The 16719-nt window shown below is 32.6% G+C and carries 14 protein-coding genes; 8 read left to right on the forward strand and 6 right to left on the reverse strand.

The window, feature by feature from the left end; genetic code table 11:
* Nucleotides 1-53 precede the first annotated feature (53 nt).
* From OF897_RS17025 to OF897_RS17035, 3 genes are read right to left on the reverse strand one after another with little or no spacing between them, the layout of a single operon-like run.
* Nucleotides 54-776 carry an ABC transporter ATP-binding protein gene (locus OF897_RS17025; RefSeq protein WP_267266875.1) on the reverse strand — a complete coding sequence of 241 codons (723 nt, stop codon included), beginning with the start codon at nt 774-776 and terminating at the stop codon, nt 54-56.
* Between the two features lie 44 nt (nt 777-820).
* On the reverse strand, nt 821-1594 hold the full coding sequence (locus tag OF897_RS17030) for a GIN domain-containing protein (protein WP_267266876.1): 774 nt from the start codon (nt 1592-1594) through the stop codon (nt 821-823).
* A gap of 50 nt (nt 1595-1644) precedes the next feature.
* Nucleotides 1645-2886 carry an efflux RND transporter periplasmic adaptor subunit gene (locus OF897_RS17035; RefSeq protein WP_267266877.1) on the reverse strand — a complete coding sequence of 414 codons (1242 nt, stop codon included), beginning with the start codon at nt 2884-2886 and terminating at the stop codon, nt 1645-1647.
* A gap of 258 nt (nt 2887-3144) precedes the next feature.
* Between OF897_RS17035 and OF897_RS17040 the strand changes: the two genes are divergently transcribed.
* Together OF897_RS17040 and OF897_RS17045 are read left to right on the forward strand one after the other, a co-directional pair.
* Nucleotides 3145-4488, forward strand: coding sequence for a sigma-54-dependent transcriptional regulator (locus tag OF897_RS17040; protein ID WP_267266878.1), 1344 nt, complete (start codon nt 3145-3147; stop codon nt 4486-4488).
* 107 nt (nt 4489-4595) lie between these two features.
* A complete protein-coding gene (locus OF897_RS17045) occupies nt 4596-5912 on the forward strand; it encodes a sensor histidine kinase (protein ID WP_267266879.1) in 1317 nt (438 codons plus the stop codon).
* A 102-nt stretch (nt 5913-6014) separates the two neighbouring features.
* On the opposite strand, the gene OF897_RS17050 is transcribed toward OF897_RS17045, so the two are convergent.
* Nucleotides 6015-6413 (reverse strand): hypothetical protein, encoded by a 399-nt coding sequence (locus OF897_RS17050; RefSeq protein WP_267266880.1) that lies wholly within the window; start codon nt 6411-6413, stop codon nt 6015-6017.
* 361 nt (nt 6414-6774) lie between these two features.
* Between OF897_RS17050 and OF897_RS17055 the strand changes: the two genes are divergently transcribed.
* The 6 genes from OF897_RS17055 to OF897_RS17080 are packed head-to-tail and all read left to right on the forward strand — an operon-like array spanning nt 6775 to nt 14058.
* A complete protein-coding gene (locus OF897_RS17055) occupies nt 6775-8250 on the forward strand; it encodes a hybrid sensor histidine kinase/response regulator (protein WP_267266881.1) in 1476 nt (491 codons plus the stop codon).
* Between the two features lie 4 nt (nt 8251-8254).
* Nucleotides 8255-11866, forward strand: a complete 3612-nt coding sequence (locus OF897_RS17060) for a response regulator (protein WP_267266882.1) — start codon at nt 8255-8257, stop codon at nt 11864-11866.
* 15 nt (nt 11867-11881) lie between these two features.
* Nucleotides 11882-12247 (forward strand): response regulator, encoded by a 366-nt coding sequence (locus OF897_RS17065; RefSeq protein WP_267266883.1) that lies wholly within the window; start codon nt 11882-11884, stop codon nt 12245-12247.
* Nucleotides 12248-13078 (forward strand): CheR family methyltransferase, encoded by an 831-nt coding sequence (locus OF897_RS17070; RefSeq protein WP_267266884.1) that lies wholly within the window; start codon nt 12248-12250, stop codon nt 13076-13078.
* A 12-nt stretch (nt 13079-13090) separates the two neighbouring features.
* Nucleotides 13091-13663: a chemotaxis protein CheB gene (locus tag OF897_RS17075; RefSeq protein ID WP_267266885.1), complete on the forward strand. Its 573-nt coding sequence runs from the start codon at nt 13091-13093 to the stop codon at nt 13661-13663.
* 29 nt (nt 13664-13692) lie between these two features.
* Complete coding sequence (locus OF897_RS17080; RefSeq protein ID WP_267266886.1) at nt 13693-14058, forward strand: response regulator; 366 nt, start codon at nt 13693-13695, stop codon at nt 14056-14058.
* A gap of 55 nt (nt 14059-14113) precedes the next feature.
* On the opposite strand, the gene OF897_RS17085 is transcribed toward OF897_RS17080, so the two are convergent.
* Nucleotides 14114-14392, reverse strand: a complete 279-nt coding sequence (locus OF897_RS17085) for a hypothetical protein (protein ID WP_267266887.1) — start codon at nt 14390-14392, stop codon at nt 14114-14116.
* Between the two features lie 146 nt (nt 14393-14538).
* On the reverse strand, nt 14539-16692 hold the full coding sequence (locus OF897_RS17090) for an outer membrane beta-barrel protein (RefSeq protein ID WP_267266888.1): 2154 nt from the start codon (nt 16690-16692) through the stop codon (nt 14539-14541).
* Nucleotides 16693-16719: the final 27 nt, after the last annotated feature.

Raw genomic sequence — 16719 nt, forward strand, 5'->3', positions numbered from 1 at the left:
TTGAGCTTTGGCTGATTTCCATCAACTAACAACCGAAAACCATCAACAAATTTTTATTCAAAGTTTTTAGAATCTGCTTTTTCAAAAACATCTTTTCTTTGGGAAGAATGCTCTTCTGAGAAAATCTCACCGTCTTTCATATTCACAATTCTGGAAGCGTAACCTGCGTCGTAAGAAGAGTGCGTTACCATCGCAATGGTAGAGCCTTCTCTGTGAAGTTCTGCGAGAAGATTCATCACTTCGTTTCCGTTAGAACTATCTAGGTTTCCGGTTGGCTCATCGGCAAGAATTAATTTTGGTCTCGTAACTAAAGCTCTTGCAACCGCTGCTCTTTGTTGCTGACCTCCGGAAAGTTGTTGCGGATAATGTTTTGCTCTGTGAGAAATGTTGATTTTTTCCATAATTTCTTCCACTCTTCTTTTTCTTTCTGAAGAAGAAACACCGTTATAAATCAATGGTAGTTCAATGTTTTCATAAACCGTCAATTCATCAATCAAATTAAAATTCTGAAAAATGAAACCGATGTTTTTCTTTCTGATGTCTGATTTTTTCTTTTCAGAAGTACCGATTGTTTCCGTCGATTCAAACTGATAAGAACCAGAAGAAGCGCTGTCTAATAATCCAAGAATATTAAGAAAAGTCGATTTTCCGCAGCCTGAAGGTCCCATTATCGCAACAAATTCGCCTTCTTTAATGTGTAGACTTACGTTGTTAAGCGCATTCGTTTGAACGTCTTCGGTTTTATATATTTTTGAAAGGTTTTGAATATTAATCATCGTATTATTTATTAAAATTGATCGTTTATTTATTTTGAATTTAGTTAAAATGAATCGATTGTTCCGCCTGAACTTCTGTTTGCAGAGAATTTGATTCCGGATAAAGTTTTGTATCTGATTTTTGATAATGAACTTGCTGAAGCCGTCAATTCTTTAGAAACACTCAAACTTATGTTTGAAGTAGATGCCGCATTTGCTTTCACTGTTTTAATACTCATGTTTTTTGCATCCAGTGAACTTGCGCTTTTCACGTTGAATTCTGCATTATCGGCAGAACCGCTTAATTTTATATTGCTTGCAGAATTAGCATCGACATTCAAATTTTTTGTAACGATTTTCCCTGAAAATTGCCCTGCATTTGTAATCTCAATATTAACGATAGCTGATTTAGAATCTGCAAAAATTTTTCCGGCAGTTCGGCTTTCAAATGTTTGTTCTGCATTATTAAAGATGCTTTTCACTTTTATAGTTGATGCATTTTCGGCTTCGGCTTTTACTAAATCTTTTGCGTACACAATTACTTTCGTATCTACATTCTGAAGAGAAATATTGGGTTTGTATTGAATGTATAATATTTTATTTTTCACCTCAATATTGAGTTCAGATAAATGAGTACTCGTTGCCACTGCTTTTTCTTCATCAGATTTTACAATTTCAACTTCAATCGCCTGTGATGTTTTCACGGAGTTGAATGAACCCAAATTAAAAGTCTTCGTTTCTGTTTTCTCTTTTGTATTTGCAATATCTTTTCCTTTCAAAATTACTGCAGATGCGGCAAGACTGATGGTAAGAATCAATAATAATAGTAATTTTTTCATTGTATTATAATTTTTTATTTAAATTAAAATTTATTTAAAGTCTTGAAGTTTTATTTTTGAATATCCAGAATTTCATATTTCTTCAATTCAGAATAATCTGAAGTGATCACGGTTTCTCCTTGTTTTAATCCGGAAACCACTTCGTAATAAAGAGGATTTTCTCTTCCCAGACTGATATTTCGTTTTTCAGCTTTGTTGCCTTTCACTACGAAAATCCATTTTCCGTTCGTGTCCTTGTAGAAATTTCCTTTTGGAATCATCATACTTTGCGTATCGGCTGATAATTTCAGTTTCACTCCGAACGTCATCCCGATTTTTAGGTTTTCAATTTTTGCATCAATGAAATTCAGTTCCACAGAAAACTGTCCGTCTTTCACTTCCGGAAGAATTTTTGTAATAATCACTTCATATTCTTTTCCGTTGTTGTCGAGTGTTCCTTTGATTCCGTTCGTTAATTTATTGATATAATATTCATCGACTTTTGCAACAAGTTTATAACCGCCCATCAAATCGATTTTTCCAATACTTTCTCCACTTGTCAAATTCTGCCCAAGAGAAATATTGAATGATGATAATCTTCCCGAAGCAGGCGACATGATCAGGAAATTATTTTTGTTGGAACGAAGGATATTCAAACTTTTTTCCATTTGATTAATGGAATTGTTGATTGCCGAAAACTGAGAATTTCTCGAAATTTTCTCATTGGAAGCTCCTTTTTCCACGATTTGCTTTCTGTCTTTTTGATAATTCAAATTCTGAAGCGCAATATCATAATCGGTTTTCTTTCCGATTTCCGCATCGTACAATCTTTTCTGAAGATTAAAAGTCTGCAACGCCGTATTATAATCATTTTGAGACTGCAACAATTCTTTATCCTGATTGAATTCCTGATTTTTCAGTTCCAAAAGTGAGCTTCTCATCTGACTTATTTGTTGCATAATTCCCGTTTCCTGATTCAGATAATTGAATTCAGTATTAGGATTGTAAACTCTTGCGATTGGTTGTTCTTTTGTCAGCATTTGTCCGTCTTCCGCAAAAATTTCTTTTACAGCACCACCTTCCAAAACATTCACAAGAGAAGAATTAAGAGATTGCGTCTGTGCAGTTACCATCAACATATCTTCGAATTTTCCACTGGTCACTTCTTCAATAGTGATATCTTCCGACTTTATATTATAAGTTTTTTTCTGATTGAGAAAATACCATCCAAAAACCGAAACCGCCAATGCAGAAACAATGATAATTGATATTAATTTTAATTTAGATTTCTTTTTTACTATTTTCGTATCCATATTTAGATAACTGTTTTACTTACAGGTAATTACACAATATAAATACCACGAATTTATAATCTTGTAACTCTCTGTAAACGTGATTAAATATAATTTTATTAATTTTAAAACTGTTCATTATCGGACACTTTTTGTGCGAAAGCGGACAATTTTAGTTGATAGTTGTCGGTGGTTAGTTGATTGTTTTTAAAATTTGTTCTAAATATTTAGCAATATATAACCACTGAAAACTATCAACCGACAACCAAATAAAAAGAAATGCGAAAAAAAGAAGCTCATATTTTAATTGTTGATGATGACGAGGACATTTTGTTTTCGGCAAGAGTCTGGCTCAAGAAGTTTTTTACGGAAGTCAGTTGTCTCAGTCAGCCAAAAAATATTCTGAAATTTTTATCAGAACAGCAAGTTGACACGGTTCTTCTCGATATGAATTTTCGAAAAGGTTTTGAAAACGGACAAGACGGATTGTATTGGATGCAGGAAATCAAAACGCTGGAACCTCAACTTCCGATAATTCTGATGACCGCGTACGGCGAAGTAGAATTGGCTGTCGAAGCCTTAAAAAATGGTGCTTCCGATTTTATTCTAAAACCTTGGAATAACGAAAAACTATACGCTTCCGTGAATATCGCTGTCGATATTTCCCGAAAAAACAAAAAACTGAATCAATGGGAAAATGTCAGCGTAAAAACCAATCAATATCAATTGGCAACAAAATCTCCGGCAATGCAGGAAGTGATGAGCCAAATTGAAAGAGTTGCTCCAACAGATGCTAACGTTTTACTTTTAGGAGAAAACGGAACGGGAAAATATGTTTTGGCAGAACACATTCACGAGCTTTCAGAAAGAAAAAACCAGCCTTTGGTTCATATAGATTTGGGAAGTCTTTCTGAGAATCTTTTTGAATCTGAATTATTTGGTTACAAAAAAGGAGCATTTACGGATGCGCATCAGGATTACGCCGGAAAAATTGAAAATGCGCAAAATGGAACGGTATTTTTGGATGAAATCGGGAATCTTCCGCTTCATCTTCAAACCAAATTACTTAGTTTGATCCAAAATCGAAAATTGACAAGAATCGGAGAAAACAAGGAACGAACTTTAGACGTCAGATTTATATTTGCGACCAATGAAAACCTAAAAAAAGCAGTTTCCGAAAATCGTTTCCGAAAAGATTTGTATTACAGAATCAATACCGTCGAATTAAATATCCCAAGTTTAAGAGATCGGATTGAAGATATTTCAAATTTAACTGATTATTTTTTAGAAAAATATAAACAGAAATATCATAAACCAGATTTGGTTTTAAACGAAACTTTAACTTTGGAATTAATGCATTATTCGTGGCCAGGAAATATCCGCGAACTTGACCATTGCGTCGAAAGAAGCGTGATTCTTTCCAACGAAAAAAATCTTAAATTGCTGATGCCTCAAGATGAAGAATCCGAAAGCACAATTATAAACCTTAATATCGAAGAAATGGAAGAAATCCTTATCAAAAAAGCGTTGAAAAAGCATCGAGGGAATATTTCTTTGGCGGCAGAAGATTTGGGGTTGTCGAGAGCGGCATTGTACAGAAGAATGGAAAAATTTAGCTTATAAAGCTGGATGTTTGATGTTTGGTGATGGATGGGTTTTAATATTATGCTTAAAAATAATTTCTGAATTGCAAGACATCAAACTTCCTTCATCCAGCACCAACAAAAAAAATGAATAAACAAAAAATATTCTGGATTATATTTATTCTGCTTGCAATTGTCTGCGGAATTTTTGCATTTGATTTTTATTCTAAAAACAAATGGATTAATTGCACTTTGTTTTCATTGCTAAGTTTGGTTTGTATTGTTTTGGCACAAACTTCGGCTTTGTCTTACATTCAGAAAACGGAAAAACTGCTTTTAGCAATTCAGAAAAAAGATTTTTCATTATTTCCAAAAACTGAAGAAAATAGTTTTGTCAATAATGCTGTGAAACTCTATTACCAAAGCAAAGAAGAACATCTTTCGCTGTCTTCTTATAAACTTTTATATCAAGAAATTCTGAATCAGCTGGAAATTGGACTGATGATTTTGACCGAAAAAAATAATCATTGGGAAGTTTTTTACGTGAATCCGATTTTCTTGGAAATTTTGCAAATTCCAAAGTATAATTCTTGGAATCTTTATGAAAACAAAATTCCTAATTTTTATAAAATCATCGAACAAACTAACTACGAAAATTCTCAGGAATTTTTCGACATTTCAATTAATGAAAATGCGAAACAATCGTTTTCTCTAAGGACTAAAAAAGTTCAGAATGCTAAACATCGTTTTTGTATCATCAGTTTAGAATCGGTTCAGAAAATTATCGAACAAAAAGAAAAACTCGCTTGGAATAATTTAATGAAAGTGATTTCCCACGAACTTTTGAATACTTTGACGCCTGTTAATAGCTTGATTCAAAATCTTGAATACATTGCCAATCAGGAAATTATTGAAAAAGAAGATCAACAGGATATGAAGGAAAGTTTGATGATTATCAATTCGAAATCAAAACAACTATTGAATTTTGTGGATGATTACAGACAAGTTGCAGAGTTACCGAAACCAGTTTTCAAAACGATTTCGTTAACAAATATTGTAGAATCAGCACTTAATTTCTTGAAACCTGAATTTGAAAAGAACCACATTAAGATTATCAATTCATTGGAAAATCACACAATTTTGGCTGATGAAAAAATGATTGAACGTTGTCTAATTAATCTTTATCTCAACGCCATTTATGCTGTTTCCGACAATGTTGAAAGAACGATTAAAACCGAAATCAAAACTCAGAACAAACGTATTATTCTAAGTGTAGAAGATAACGGAATCGGGATTCAAAAGGAAATTCAGGATAAGATTTTTCTTCCGTTTTTTACCACGAGAAGTGGTGGTTCCGGAATTGGTTTAACGCTCAGTAAAAGCATCATCGAAGCACATAAAGGTTATCTCAATTATAAACCTTTGGAACAGGGAAGTAGATTTGAGATTTGGTTTGTAGAATAGAGAGTCTCAAGAATAGTTTTATGTAAATTAGGTAAATCGTATTTTTTGTATAGTTAGGTTAGAAATATATTCTTCAATTTGATTTTCTATCCTCATAAAGTTTTAATTTCTTCCAATATATTTCATTTTTAAATCTTTATAATTTGGATATTTGTTTTTATTGATAACAAAATCAACGATAATTCCAGAAGTGCCAAATTTCCGCTCGCAATCATCATTCTTTTTAATTCCGAAATTAAAAATTAAAGTATCATTTACAATTTCCATATTCATTGATTTAGATTGTGGAATATCACAAGACGCTCCTTTAAAATAAGAACTGTAAACTACGGTGTCATTTTTTAATTCTCGCCATTTATCTTTCAGCTCCTTCATATTGCCAAAATTAACAGCAGTTGATTCTCTTACGAAATAGTCAAAACTGTTGTTCTTAGATTGTGAATGTAAATGATAACTTCCAAACGTGATGCAAATTATTATCGATAGAAAGAATTTCTTCATTTTTATTTTATATGGAAAAATTTTAATGAAAATATAAAAAAAAATAGAATAGTAAATAAAAAAACATCTTGCTATAAATAATTAGATTTTTAAATGGCATCATTGTTGCGAGCATAGAAAAAATTTCAAAATAAAAGTCTTATGAAAACTACCCATTTTTTTAATATTTAAGATGAATTTCAATTTGATATCGATTTTTGAGTAAGTTTTGCGATTATTTTAAAATTTACCTGAAATTTTTCAAATTAATTACTAATCATTTACATTATGGTAAATATGATTCAAGTATAACTGTTTATCGAATTTTTGTGAGTATTTTTGAGGCTAAGTAAATTATAACAAATTATTTATTTTCGTTGATATGATTTTAATAGTTGATGATAACCAAAACAATCTTTTTTCATTAAAAAAACTTTTAGAATCTAAAGATTTTCAGGTAGATACCGCTGATTCTGGTCAGGAAGCATTGGGGAAAGCATTAAAAAATGATTATGCTTTAATTATTTTAGATGTTCAGATGCCCGAAATGGACGGCTTCGAAGTTGCCGAAACTCTAGCTGGATACAGTAGAACTAAAGAAATTCCTATTATATTTTTGTCGGCTGTAAATACCGAAAAACGATTTATTACAAAAGGTTACGCTTCCGGAGGGAAAGATTATGTCACAAAACCTGTAGATCCTGAAATTCTTTTATTGAAAGTGAAAACTTTTTATAACATTCAGGAACAGAGCGTTGCAATGAAAAAAACGCAACAAAGCCTTGAACTTGAAGTGAAAGGCAGACGTGAATCTCAGGTTACTATGAAATCTCAGATTGATCATTTTCATCTGATGCTTGAATCTTTACCGCAAATTGCATTTACTTTAAATGAAGAAGGAATTGTAGATTTCGTTAACGGAAAATGGTATGAATATTCAATTTCCGACACCAGTTTTCCTGAAGTTCATCCCGATGATTTAGATATAAAAGATGAATTTTCCCGTTGTAAAAAGAAAGGAAAGGCTTTAGAGCTCGAAATTCGTATTAAAAATAGAAAAACTGGAGATTTCAGATATCATTTGCTTCGAGTAACACCAGTTCATGAAGAAAATGTAATTAAAAATTGGGTAGGAACTTTCACAGACATCGATGATCAGAAGAAAGTTGAGAAAGAAAAAGACGAGTTTTTGAGTATTGCAAGTCACGAATTGAAAACGCCTTTGACGAGTATTAAAGCTTATGTTCAGCTTTTAGATCGAAAATTAAAACTTGGTAAAGAAAGTGCAGAAGCGAGTTTTATGGTTAAAGTTCATGATCAAATTGAAAAACTCAATACCTTGATTACCGATTTATTAGATGTTTCAAAAATTGAAAACGGTAAACTGAAAATTAATAAAAAACCAACGAATCTTGATCAGCTTATTCAAAATTCTATCGATACCATTCTTCAGACTCATGAAAATAAGCAAGTGAAAATTGATCGTCACGGTTTTATTCCGGATATTTTAATCCCTTTGGATGCGATTCGTATTGAACAGGTTTTAATTAATTTTTTAACAAATGCCATTAAATATTCTCCTGAAAATCATCAGGTTATTGTGACTACTTTTGTTGATAAAGAAGAACAGGAAGTAAAAGTAAATGTCACCGATTTCGGAATTGGTATTCCTGATTTTAAACAAGAAGCAGTTTTCCATAAATTTTATAGAGTTGAAGAATCTTCGCTGCAGTTTCAAGGAATGGGAATCGGGCTTTACATCTGTTCGGAAATTATCAAACAACATCATGGAAACATAGGAGTTTCCAGTATTATCGATGAAGGTTCCACGTTCTATTTCACATTACCATTAAATTAATTTTATGCCGAAAAAAATACTAAGAAACCTACAATTTGGTGTCGGTTTATCATTGTTGATACTCATTGCAAGTTCGGTTGCATCGTATTTAAGTATTCAAAATCAAATGAAACACCGTGAAAGCGTTGGCGTAAGCAGACGTTCCGTTACCGCTGTAAAAGATGTTTTAGTGGCGCTTTTGGATGCCGAAACAGGAAATCGTGGTTATCAATTGACAGGAAAAGAAAGCTTTTTAGAGCCTTACAATAGAAGTTTGAATGAATATTCACAGGCAATTGAAAGAGCAAAAAGTTTAAATATAAAAGACACACATCAACAAAAACTTTTAGAGAATTTAGAACAAAATGTTGAAGGTAATATTGCTAACCTTAAGCTGTTTGTAGAGAACCGCAGAAAAGGAATGGTTATGACGCAGGAGCAAATCATGCTGAGCAAATCTTACATGGATAAATGCAGAAAGATTGTCAAAGAATTTGCCCAGTTTGAAGAATCTCAACTTGAAATTAAAAATAAAGATCTTAATAACTCTTCAAATACGACGGTTTTATTTATTGTTTTTTCGGCACTTTCAGCGATTGTTGTGACTGTCTTTTTTTATTTAAAATTAAGATCTGATCTTGTTCGAAGAGAAAAACTGGAAAAAGATTTAAGAGATAAAGACCTTGAAATTAGCAGACGTGTAAGTGCAATTCAAAAGATTGCAAACCGTGTTGCAAACGGAGATTACACGCAAACTTTAGCAGATGATGCACAAGATGATTTGGGTGATCTGGTAGATTCTCTAAATCACATGAAAGATTCTCTTAAAAAATCTTTTGATAAAATAAATAAAAGTGACTGGAGGCAAAAAGGTCTCGCTTTGCTGAATGAATCTTTGATGGGAAACAAATCGGTAAAAGAAGTTTCAGAAAGGTCTTTAAATCAGTTAATTGAATATGGGAAATGCATCAACGGATCGATGTATCTTTTTGATGAAGGAACTTTGAAGTTGTGCTCAGCTTTCGGCCTGGAAACGAGTATGAAAAAAAGTTTTGAACCTGGAGAAGGAATGATTGGTCAGACTTTCATCAATGCAAAACATAAAGTTTACGATGATCTTAAAGAAGAAAATTTTGTAGTAAGTTTTTCAAGCAGTAAACTGAAATTAAATAGTTTATTATTAATTCCTATTTTTTCAGATGGTCATAGTATAGGTGTTTTAGAATTGGCGGCAATCACCAATTTTGATCAGGATAGAATTGATTATTTTGTAGAATCAGCCAGAAATATTGGTATAGCTTTAAATGCAGCAAAAGGCCGTGAGAAAGAGCAGCAGTTATTGGAAGAAACTCAGGCTCAATCAGAAGAATTGCAGGTTCAGCATTCTGAATTGGAGAACTTGAATACCGAATTGGAAGCTCAAACTCAAAAACTTCAGGCTTCTGAAGAAGAGTTGAGAGTGCAGCAGGAAGAATTAATGCAGGCAAATGCTGAATTGGAGGAACGTTCAAGATTACTGGAAGACAAAAACCATTTGATTGCAGAACGAAATAATGAAATTCAGAAAAAGGTCGAAGAACTAGCTTTAAGTACAAAATATAAGTCGGAGTTTTTGGCAAATATGTCGCACGAATTACGAACTCCTTTAAATTCAATTCTTCTTCTTTCACGATTAATGGCTGAAAATCCTGAAGAGAACTTAAATGAAGATCAGGTAGAATCTGCGAAAGTTATTCAAAGTTCGGGAAGCAGTTTGTTAACGCTGATTGATGAGATTTTAGATTTAGCAAAGATAGAGTCTGGGAAAATGACTTTAGAATATCAAGATGTAGAAATCATTGAAGTTGTAAAAGATTTAAAAAGCCTTTTCAATCCGATATTTTTAGAGAAAAAACTTCAGTTCAACATAAATATTGATAAAGAAGTTGAACCAATGATCGAAACTGATCGCTTACGTGTAGATCAGGTTTTACGTAATTTACTTTCCAATTCATTGAAATTTACAAAAGAGGGAAGTATTGATTTAAATATTAAAAAAGATTCTAAAAATAAAGATTTCATCATTTTCTCTGTAAAAGACACCGGAATCGGAATTGCAGAAGACAAGCAGAAAATTATTTTTGAAGCTTTCCAACAAGCCGATGGTTCCACAAGAAGGAAATTTGGCGGAACAGGTTTAGGTCTGTCAATCAGCCGTGAAATTGCAAGATTATTGGGCGGAGAATTGAGTTTAATAAGTGAAGTCAATAAAGGAAGTGAATTTAGCTTGATCATTCCAATCAAGCCTGTTTCTGAAATTGTAAAGCACGAAACCGATGTTCAGTTGGTTGATATCATCCGTGAAGACGTTGAAGAAATTCAAAATATTTTAGATGATGGTGAAACAGAATATTATGACAATATCAGTGTTCTTGAAATTCCTGAAGATGTTGATGACGACAGAGATCAGATCAATAAAGACGATAAAGTAATTTTGATTATTGAAGATGATACCAATTTTGCTAAAGCTTTGTTGAAATACGCAAGAATGCAGAATTATAAAGGAGTTGTGGTGGTAAGAGGTGATCACGCTTTATCTGCGGCTCAGAAATATCATCCGCAAGCGATTTTATTGGATGTTCAGCTTCCTGTAAAAGACGGCTGGAAAGTGATGGACGAATTAAAATCTACTCCAGAAACTAAACATATTCCGGTTCACATGATGTCTGCCCTTCATGTGAAAAAAGAAAGTCTGATGAAAGGAGCAGTTGATTTTATCAATAAACCTGTTGCCTTGGACCAGATGACTGATGTTTTCAGAAAAATTGAAGAAGCTTTACAGCAAGGTCCTAAAAAGGTATTAATCGTAGAAGAAAATGCAAAACACGCAAGTGCATTGTCTTATTTCCTGAGCAATTTTAATATTTCCTTGTCGGTAGAAAATAATGTTGAAGACGTTGTGAATGCTTTAAGCTCAAAACAAAATGAATGTGTCATTCTTGATATTGGTGATTCCAGAGGAAATGAATATCAGATTATTGAGTCGATAAAAAGTTACGAAGGTCTTGAAAATCTACCGATCATTATTTTTACCGAAAGAAATCTATCTCAATCTGAAGAACTGAAAATCAAGCAATATGCTGATTCTATCGTAGTGAAAACGGCTCATTCTTACCAAAGAATTTTAGATGAAGTCGGTTTGTTCTTACATTTGGTTGAAGAAAAAAATAATTCTCTAGAAAATGTGAGAAGCAAAACTTTAGGTTCTTTAACAGAGGTTTTAAGCGGTAAAAAAATATTGATAACAGATGACGATGCCCGTAATATTTTCTCTTTGACTAAATCTTTAGAAAAATATAAAGTGGAAGCTATTGTTGCGATGGATGGAAAACACGCATTGGAGCAAATAAAGCAAAATCCTGATATTGATGTGATTTTAATGGATATGATGATGCCGGAAATGGACGGCTACGAAAGCATCCGTGAAATCAGAAAGATGCCGAAATTGGCGAGACTTCCAATTATTGCGATTACAGCAAAAGCGATGATTGGCGATCGCCAGAAATGTATTGATGCAGGAGCTTCAGATTATATTTCAAAACCTGTAGATATCGATCAGTTATTGTCCTTACTTAGAGTTTGGTTATATGAAAGTTAAAAAGCTAAGATTCTGATGAATAAAAAAGTTTTAATTGTGGACGATGATCCACGAAATATATTTGCTTTAAGATTAACTTTAAAAGCAAAAGGTTATCAGATTGAAAGCTCAACAATGGCTTTGGAAGCAATTGATATGCTAAAAAATGACCAAAATTTTTCAGCTGTTTTAATGGATATGATGATGCCTGAAATGGATGGCTATGAAGCTATAAAAATTATTAGAAATACTCCTTTAATCAATAAAATTCCGATCATTGCGGTCACAGCACAGGCAATGCCGGAAGATCGTCAGAAATGTCTTGATGCGGGAGCGCAGGATTATGTTTCGAAACCGATTAACGTAGATATATTATTAACTGCTTTAGAAAATCTGTCTTAAATGCTGGAACCAAGTATCGTAAAAGATGAAGAAATAGAATATCTTATTAAAGATGTTTACGATCTGTACGGATACGATTTTTCCGAGTACAGCAGAGCTTCTTTTAAGCGAAGGGTAAATCGTATCTGTTTGATTGATAGGTTTACAAGCTTCGCTGAGTTACGTTATACTTTAATCAACGATCCTGAATATTTGAAGCGATTTGTAGAAGAGGTTACTGTGAATGTCACAGAAATGTTTCGTGATCCTTATTTTTTTAAAGCATTAAGAGAGAAAATTTTACCGCAATTGGGGACTTATCCTTTAATCAGAATTTGGGTTGCAGGTTGTTCTACAGGTGAAGAGGCATATTCGATGGCGATTTTGTTGAAAGAAGCCAATTTGTATCATAAATGTTTGATTTACGGAACAGATCTGAATCCATCAGTTTTAGAAACTGCAAGATCAGGAGTTTTCCCGTTACAGCAAATGAAACTGTATTCTGAAAATTATATGCTTTCCGGTGGAAAAAAAGATTTTTCAGATTATTATACAGCTAATTATGACAGCGCAAAATTTGATAAAAGTCTTCAGGAAAAACTGATTTTATCGACACATAATTTGGTTTCAGATAGTTCATTCAACAGTTTTCAATTGATTATTTGCCGAAATGTTTTAATTTACTTTGACCGTGGTTTGCAGGAAAGGGTTTTTAAACTTTTCGATAACAGTTTAGAAAATTTAGGATTTTTGGCTTTAGGAGCAAAAGAAACCATTAGATTTTCTAAATTAGATAAAAATTTTCACCAGATTGAAGATCAGCGAATTTGGAAAAAAGTAGATCATAACTAATGTTTTTTAATCATGCAAACTGAAAACTCAAATACTGAATTGATAGTAATTGGAGGATCTGCAGGAAGTCTGCAGGTTATTTTGGAGATGATTAAAAATTTAGACGAAAAATTAGACTTTTCAATTGTACTTGTTCTTCATAGAAAAGCACATTCAACCAATATTTTACAGACTTTACTTCAACAGTTTATTGCAACTGAAGTCGTAGAGATTGATGATAAAAGTGAGATTGAAAAAAATAAAATTTATATCGTTCCCGCTGATTATCATTTGTTGTTTGAGGATAAAAAAACGATGTCTTTAGACAGTTCTGAGAAAATGAATTATTCGCGGCCGTCTATTGATGTAACTTTTAAATCTGCAGCAGAAGTTTTCGGAAAAACTTTGGTAGGAATTTTGCTTTCAGGAGCAAATGCAGATGGAGTGGAAGGTTTATCATACATAAAGAAAAATAATGGGAAAGTCTGGATTCAGGATCCGGAAACTGCTGAGGTTAATTATATGCCGAAACACGCTGTGAAAGAAGTGAAATATGATCTGCTTATTAAACCACATAATTTGGCAGATTTTATCAATAAATTATAAAAAATTAAAACCTAAATTAAGTTAATTATATGAGTAAGAAGAAAATTTTGATTTTCGATGATGATAAAGCTATTCTTGAAGTGATTACGATCATTTTTGAAGAAAACGGTTATCAGGTTGAAATTTCAGAAACATCTCATGATATCATCGAAAAAGTTTCGAATTTTCGCCCGGATGTAATTCTTATGGACAACTGGATCCCGAGAATTGGTGGAGTAGAGGCAACGCAACTTTTAAAAAATCATGAAGAATTTAATAAAATTCCGGTGATTTATGTTACAGCAAACAATGATATTGTTGCTTTGGCAAAAGAAGCTCAAGCCGATGATTTTGTTGCAAAGCCTTTTAATCTTGATGATTTAGAAGATAAAGTAGCAAAATATCTTAGTAATTAAAAATCCATTAAATAATAATCCCTTTCATTTTTTCAGAGAGGGATTTTACTTTTTTTTAAATAACATCTCTTATTTGTTCAGACTCTGAAATTCTCCTAATTCTAGGTTGCTCTTCATTATTGATGTCGCTTATTAAAGCCGATAAAAATTCTTTAATATCATGTTGCAACAAAATTTTATCTGAAAAAGTCGGTGCAATAATTGTGTTTTTTGAAACTAGATTTTCTGTAAAAATAAATTCGTCTTTCAGATCGAGATCGATATTAAACTGTTGTTTTACGTTTAATGATAAATAATATTCCAGTAAATCTTTATTTTGGGTCATGTTTTCCATCCTGTGTAGTTTTCTATATTTAATGTAATAATTTCTATGCCATAAATAGAATTTCGCCAACATTTTTATGATTTAATTTAAATCTCACAAAAAAACGGATAATGAATTGCTCATTATCCGTCTCAATTATAAAAAAACACTGCATTTTATTTTCCGCCGCCGCTGTTTTTCTCAACATCTGTTTTGGTATTTTCTCTTACTTTCTGGTTTCCGAATCTTTTTACAAAAGTTAGTGCAAATCCGTGCCAGTCGGATCTGGTCGAGCTTCTTCTGCTGCTTGTTTCACTGAATCTTGTAGAATCAAAATTTGGTCTTCCGAAAATATTCATCAACTGTAAGCTGAATTCCATTTGTGTTTTAGGGAAAATCTTTGTTGCCGAAATATTGTGGAAGATGTTGGTTCTGTTTGCTACCGAATTTCCGTTGTTTTGGTTAGAAACTTCTACCCATGCACTTACATTGATGTTTTTGTTAAAAAGATTGGTGTACGATAAGTTGGTTGAACCTGACCAAAAACTGATATAGTTAGGAGCAAATTCAAGATCATTTCGCTCGTTGAAATCACTATTATCAATGTAATTCCATCCGAAGCTCAAATTCACATTCAGTTTATTTTTCAGAAAAGACTGATTGGTGTTCGCAAAGAGATTATATTTATGAACTTTCCCAATATAATTAGTAGATTCGGTAATGATTTTGTCTCCTTCTGTTACATCAGTAGACCAGTAATCCTGATTGGTGTACTGATATCTTGCAGAAAGAAAATATTTCTTCATAAATCCAAATTTCATATATAATCTGTCGCTCGGGTTAGGAAGAAGATCAAGATTTCCTCTGGTGTAGAAGCCGTCGCTTGTAGGCTGCAGGAAAGGATTAAACTCGGCGTACCAAGGTCTCCAAAAATTTTTATTGTAGGTTAAGCTTATATCATATTTGTCGGAGAAAGAATATTTAACCAAAATACTTGGGAAAAGCTTTCCATAAGATTCATTTCTTGAATTTCCGGTGATATCCTGTCGGATTTTATAGTCGATATATTCGTAACGAAGACCGACTCTTGTTTCTAGTTTTTCGAAAAATGTTTTGGAATAATTGGCGTAAGCAGAACCAATCATATCTTCGTAATGGAATGTATCTTTTCTACTCAGACCATCTGAAAGAGAACCGTAAATTTCATTTGGTATAACATTGTTATTAAAATCTATTTTTCCTCCAATTTCAAAATTTCCTCCTGATTTTCCAAAGGGTTGTGTATAATCAAGCTTGACGTAATAATTTCGGCTTTCAGTGTCTGAAAGTACACCAAGTTCCTGAATATCTGTATTTGTACTTGTAACGGTATTTCTTTGGAAAAAGCTGTTCTCAGATTCTCCGTTATAGTTTGTACCTAAATTTACATCTAAAATTCTGTTCTTTTCTTTATCATAGTATTTGTAAAAAAAGTTGGTTCCTAAAGTACTGTTTACAGCAGATGATTTCTGGGATTGGTTTCTTACAAAATCAAATTCATTATTTTTAGTTTGTGAAGATTCAGAATCTGATGTATTATTGGATGTCCCACGATAAAGCTCGAGAATTACCCCAATTGTATTTTTATCGTTAAGTTCATATTCAGAAGTAGATGAAATTGATGGGTTTTTAGCTTTCCAGATATTGTTTGTAGATCCTTCTGTTACAATATTGTCTTTATAAATGTTGTATAGAAAAGTGTTGCTCTGCACCCAAGTATTGTCGCTGTAACTTCCGACGAATGTCTGAGTAAATTTCTTCTTATGATAATTAAGGTTAAGATTGGTGTACTGTGAGTTTTGGGTATTTTGTCTGTTGTTTAGCGTAATGCTACCTTTCATTCCTTCATCATCACGTTTTTTTAAGACAATATTAATGACAGAACCTGAAGCCTCATATCGGGAAGACGGACTTGTAATCACTTCAATTTTCATCAAATTATCTGCAGGAATTGTCTGCAGATATTCTTTTAATTCTTTTCCGGTAAAAACAGATTTTCTGTCGTTGATATAAACGGTTACAGATTCTCCTTCGGCTTTTAGGGCATCGTTATTGTCAATGCTTACCAAAGGAGTCATTCTTAAGACATCCCAAGTTGTATTTCCTGCAAGAATAGAAGAATTGGCAACATTAAATACAGTTCTGTCAACCTTAGCTTCAACTGTTGGTTTTCTGTAAGTCATGGTTACCGCTTCAATCTTTTCTTCTTTAGAGTTTAAAGTATCTTTACTTTGCTGCGCAAAAGCCAGAGTTCCTATTAATAAAGCGATTGGTGCTAAAATCTTTTTCATTAAGGTTATTAATTGTAACTATAAGAC

The sequence above is a fragment of the Chryseobacterium formosum genome (assembly GCF_026460885.1).
GTDB classification, from domain to species: Bacteria; Bacteroidota; Bacteroidia; order Flavobacteriales; family Weeksellaceae; genus Chryseobacterium; species Chryseobacterium formosus.

What these genes read in the sequence shown, in the direction of transcription:
- OF897_RS17025 (WP_267266875.1), bottom strand. Translation starts at nt 776, where the DNA reads ATGATTAATATTCAAAACCTTTCAAAAATATATAAAACCGAAGACGTT.
- OF897_RS17030 (WP_267266876.1), bottom strand. Translation starts at nt 1,594, where the DNA reads ATGAAAAAATTACTATTATTATTGATTCTTACCATCAGTCTTGCCGCA.
- OF897_RS17035 (WP_267266877.1), bottom strand. Translation starts at nt 2,886, where the DNA reads ATGGATACGAAAATAGTAAAAAAGAAATCTAAATTAAAATTAATATCA.
- OF897_RS17040 (WP_267266878.1), top strand. Translation starts at nt 3,145, where the DNA reads ATGCGAAAAAAAGAAGCTCATATTTTAATTGTTGATGATGACGAGGAC.
- OF897_RS17045 (WP_267266879.1), top strand. Translation starts at nt 4,596, where the DNA reads ATGAATAAACAAAAAATATTCTGGATTATATTTATTCTGCTTGCAATT.
- OF897_RS17050 (WP_267266880.1), bottom strand. Translation starts at nt 6,413, where the DNA reads ATGAAGAAATTCTTTCTATCGATAATAATTTGCATCACGTTTGGAAGT.
- OF897_RS17055 (WP_267266881.1), top strand. Translation starts at nt 6,775, where the DNA reads ATGATTTTAATAGTTGATGATAACCAAAACAATCTTTTTTCATTAAAA.
- OF897_RS17060 (WP_267266882.1), top strand. Translation starts at nt 8,255, where the DNA reads ATGCCGAAAAAAATACTAAGAAACCTACAATTTGGTGTCGGTTTATCA.
- OF897_RS17065 (WP_267266883.1), top strand. Translation starts at nt 11,882, where the DNA reads ATGAATAAAAAAGTTTTAATTGTGGACGATGATCCACGAAATATATTT.
- OF897_RS17070 (WP_267266884.1), top strand. Translation starts at nt 12,248, where the DNA reads ATGCTGGAACCAAGTATCGTAAAAGATGAAGAAATAGAATATCTTATT.
- OF897_RS17075 (WP_267266885.1), top strand. Translation starts at nt 13,091, where the DNA reads ATGCAAACTGAAAACTCAAATACTGAATTGATAGTAATTGGAGGATCT.
- OF897_RS17080 (WP_267266886.1), top strand. Translation starts at nt 13,693, where the DNA reads ATGAGTAAGAAGAAAATTTTGATTTTCGATGATGATAAAGCTATTCTT.
- OF897_RS17085 (WP_267266887.1), bottom strand. Translation starts at nt 14,392, where the DNA reads ATGGAAAACATGACCCAAAATAAAGATTTACTGGAATATTATTTATCA.
- OF897_RS17090 (WP_267266888.1), bottom strand. Translation starts at nt 16,692, where the DNA reads ATGAAAAAGATTTTAGCACCAATCGCTTTATTAATAGGAACTCTGGCT.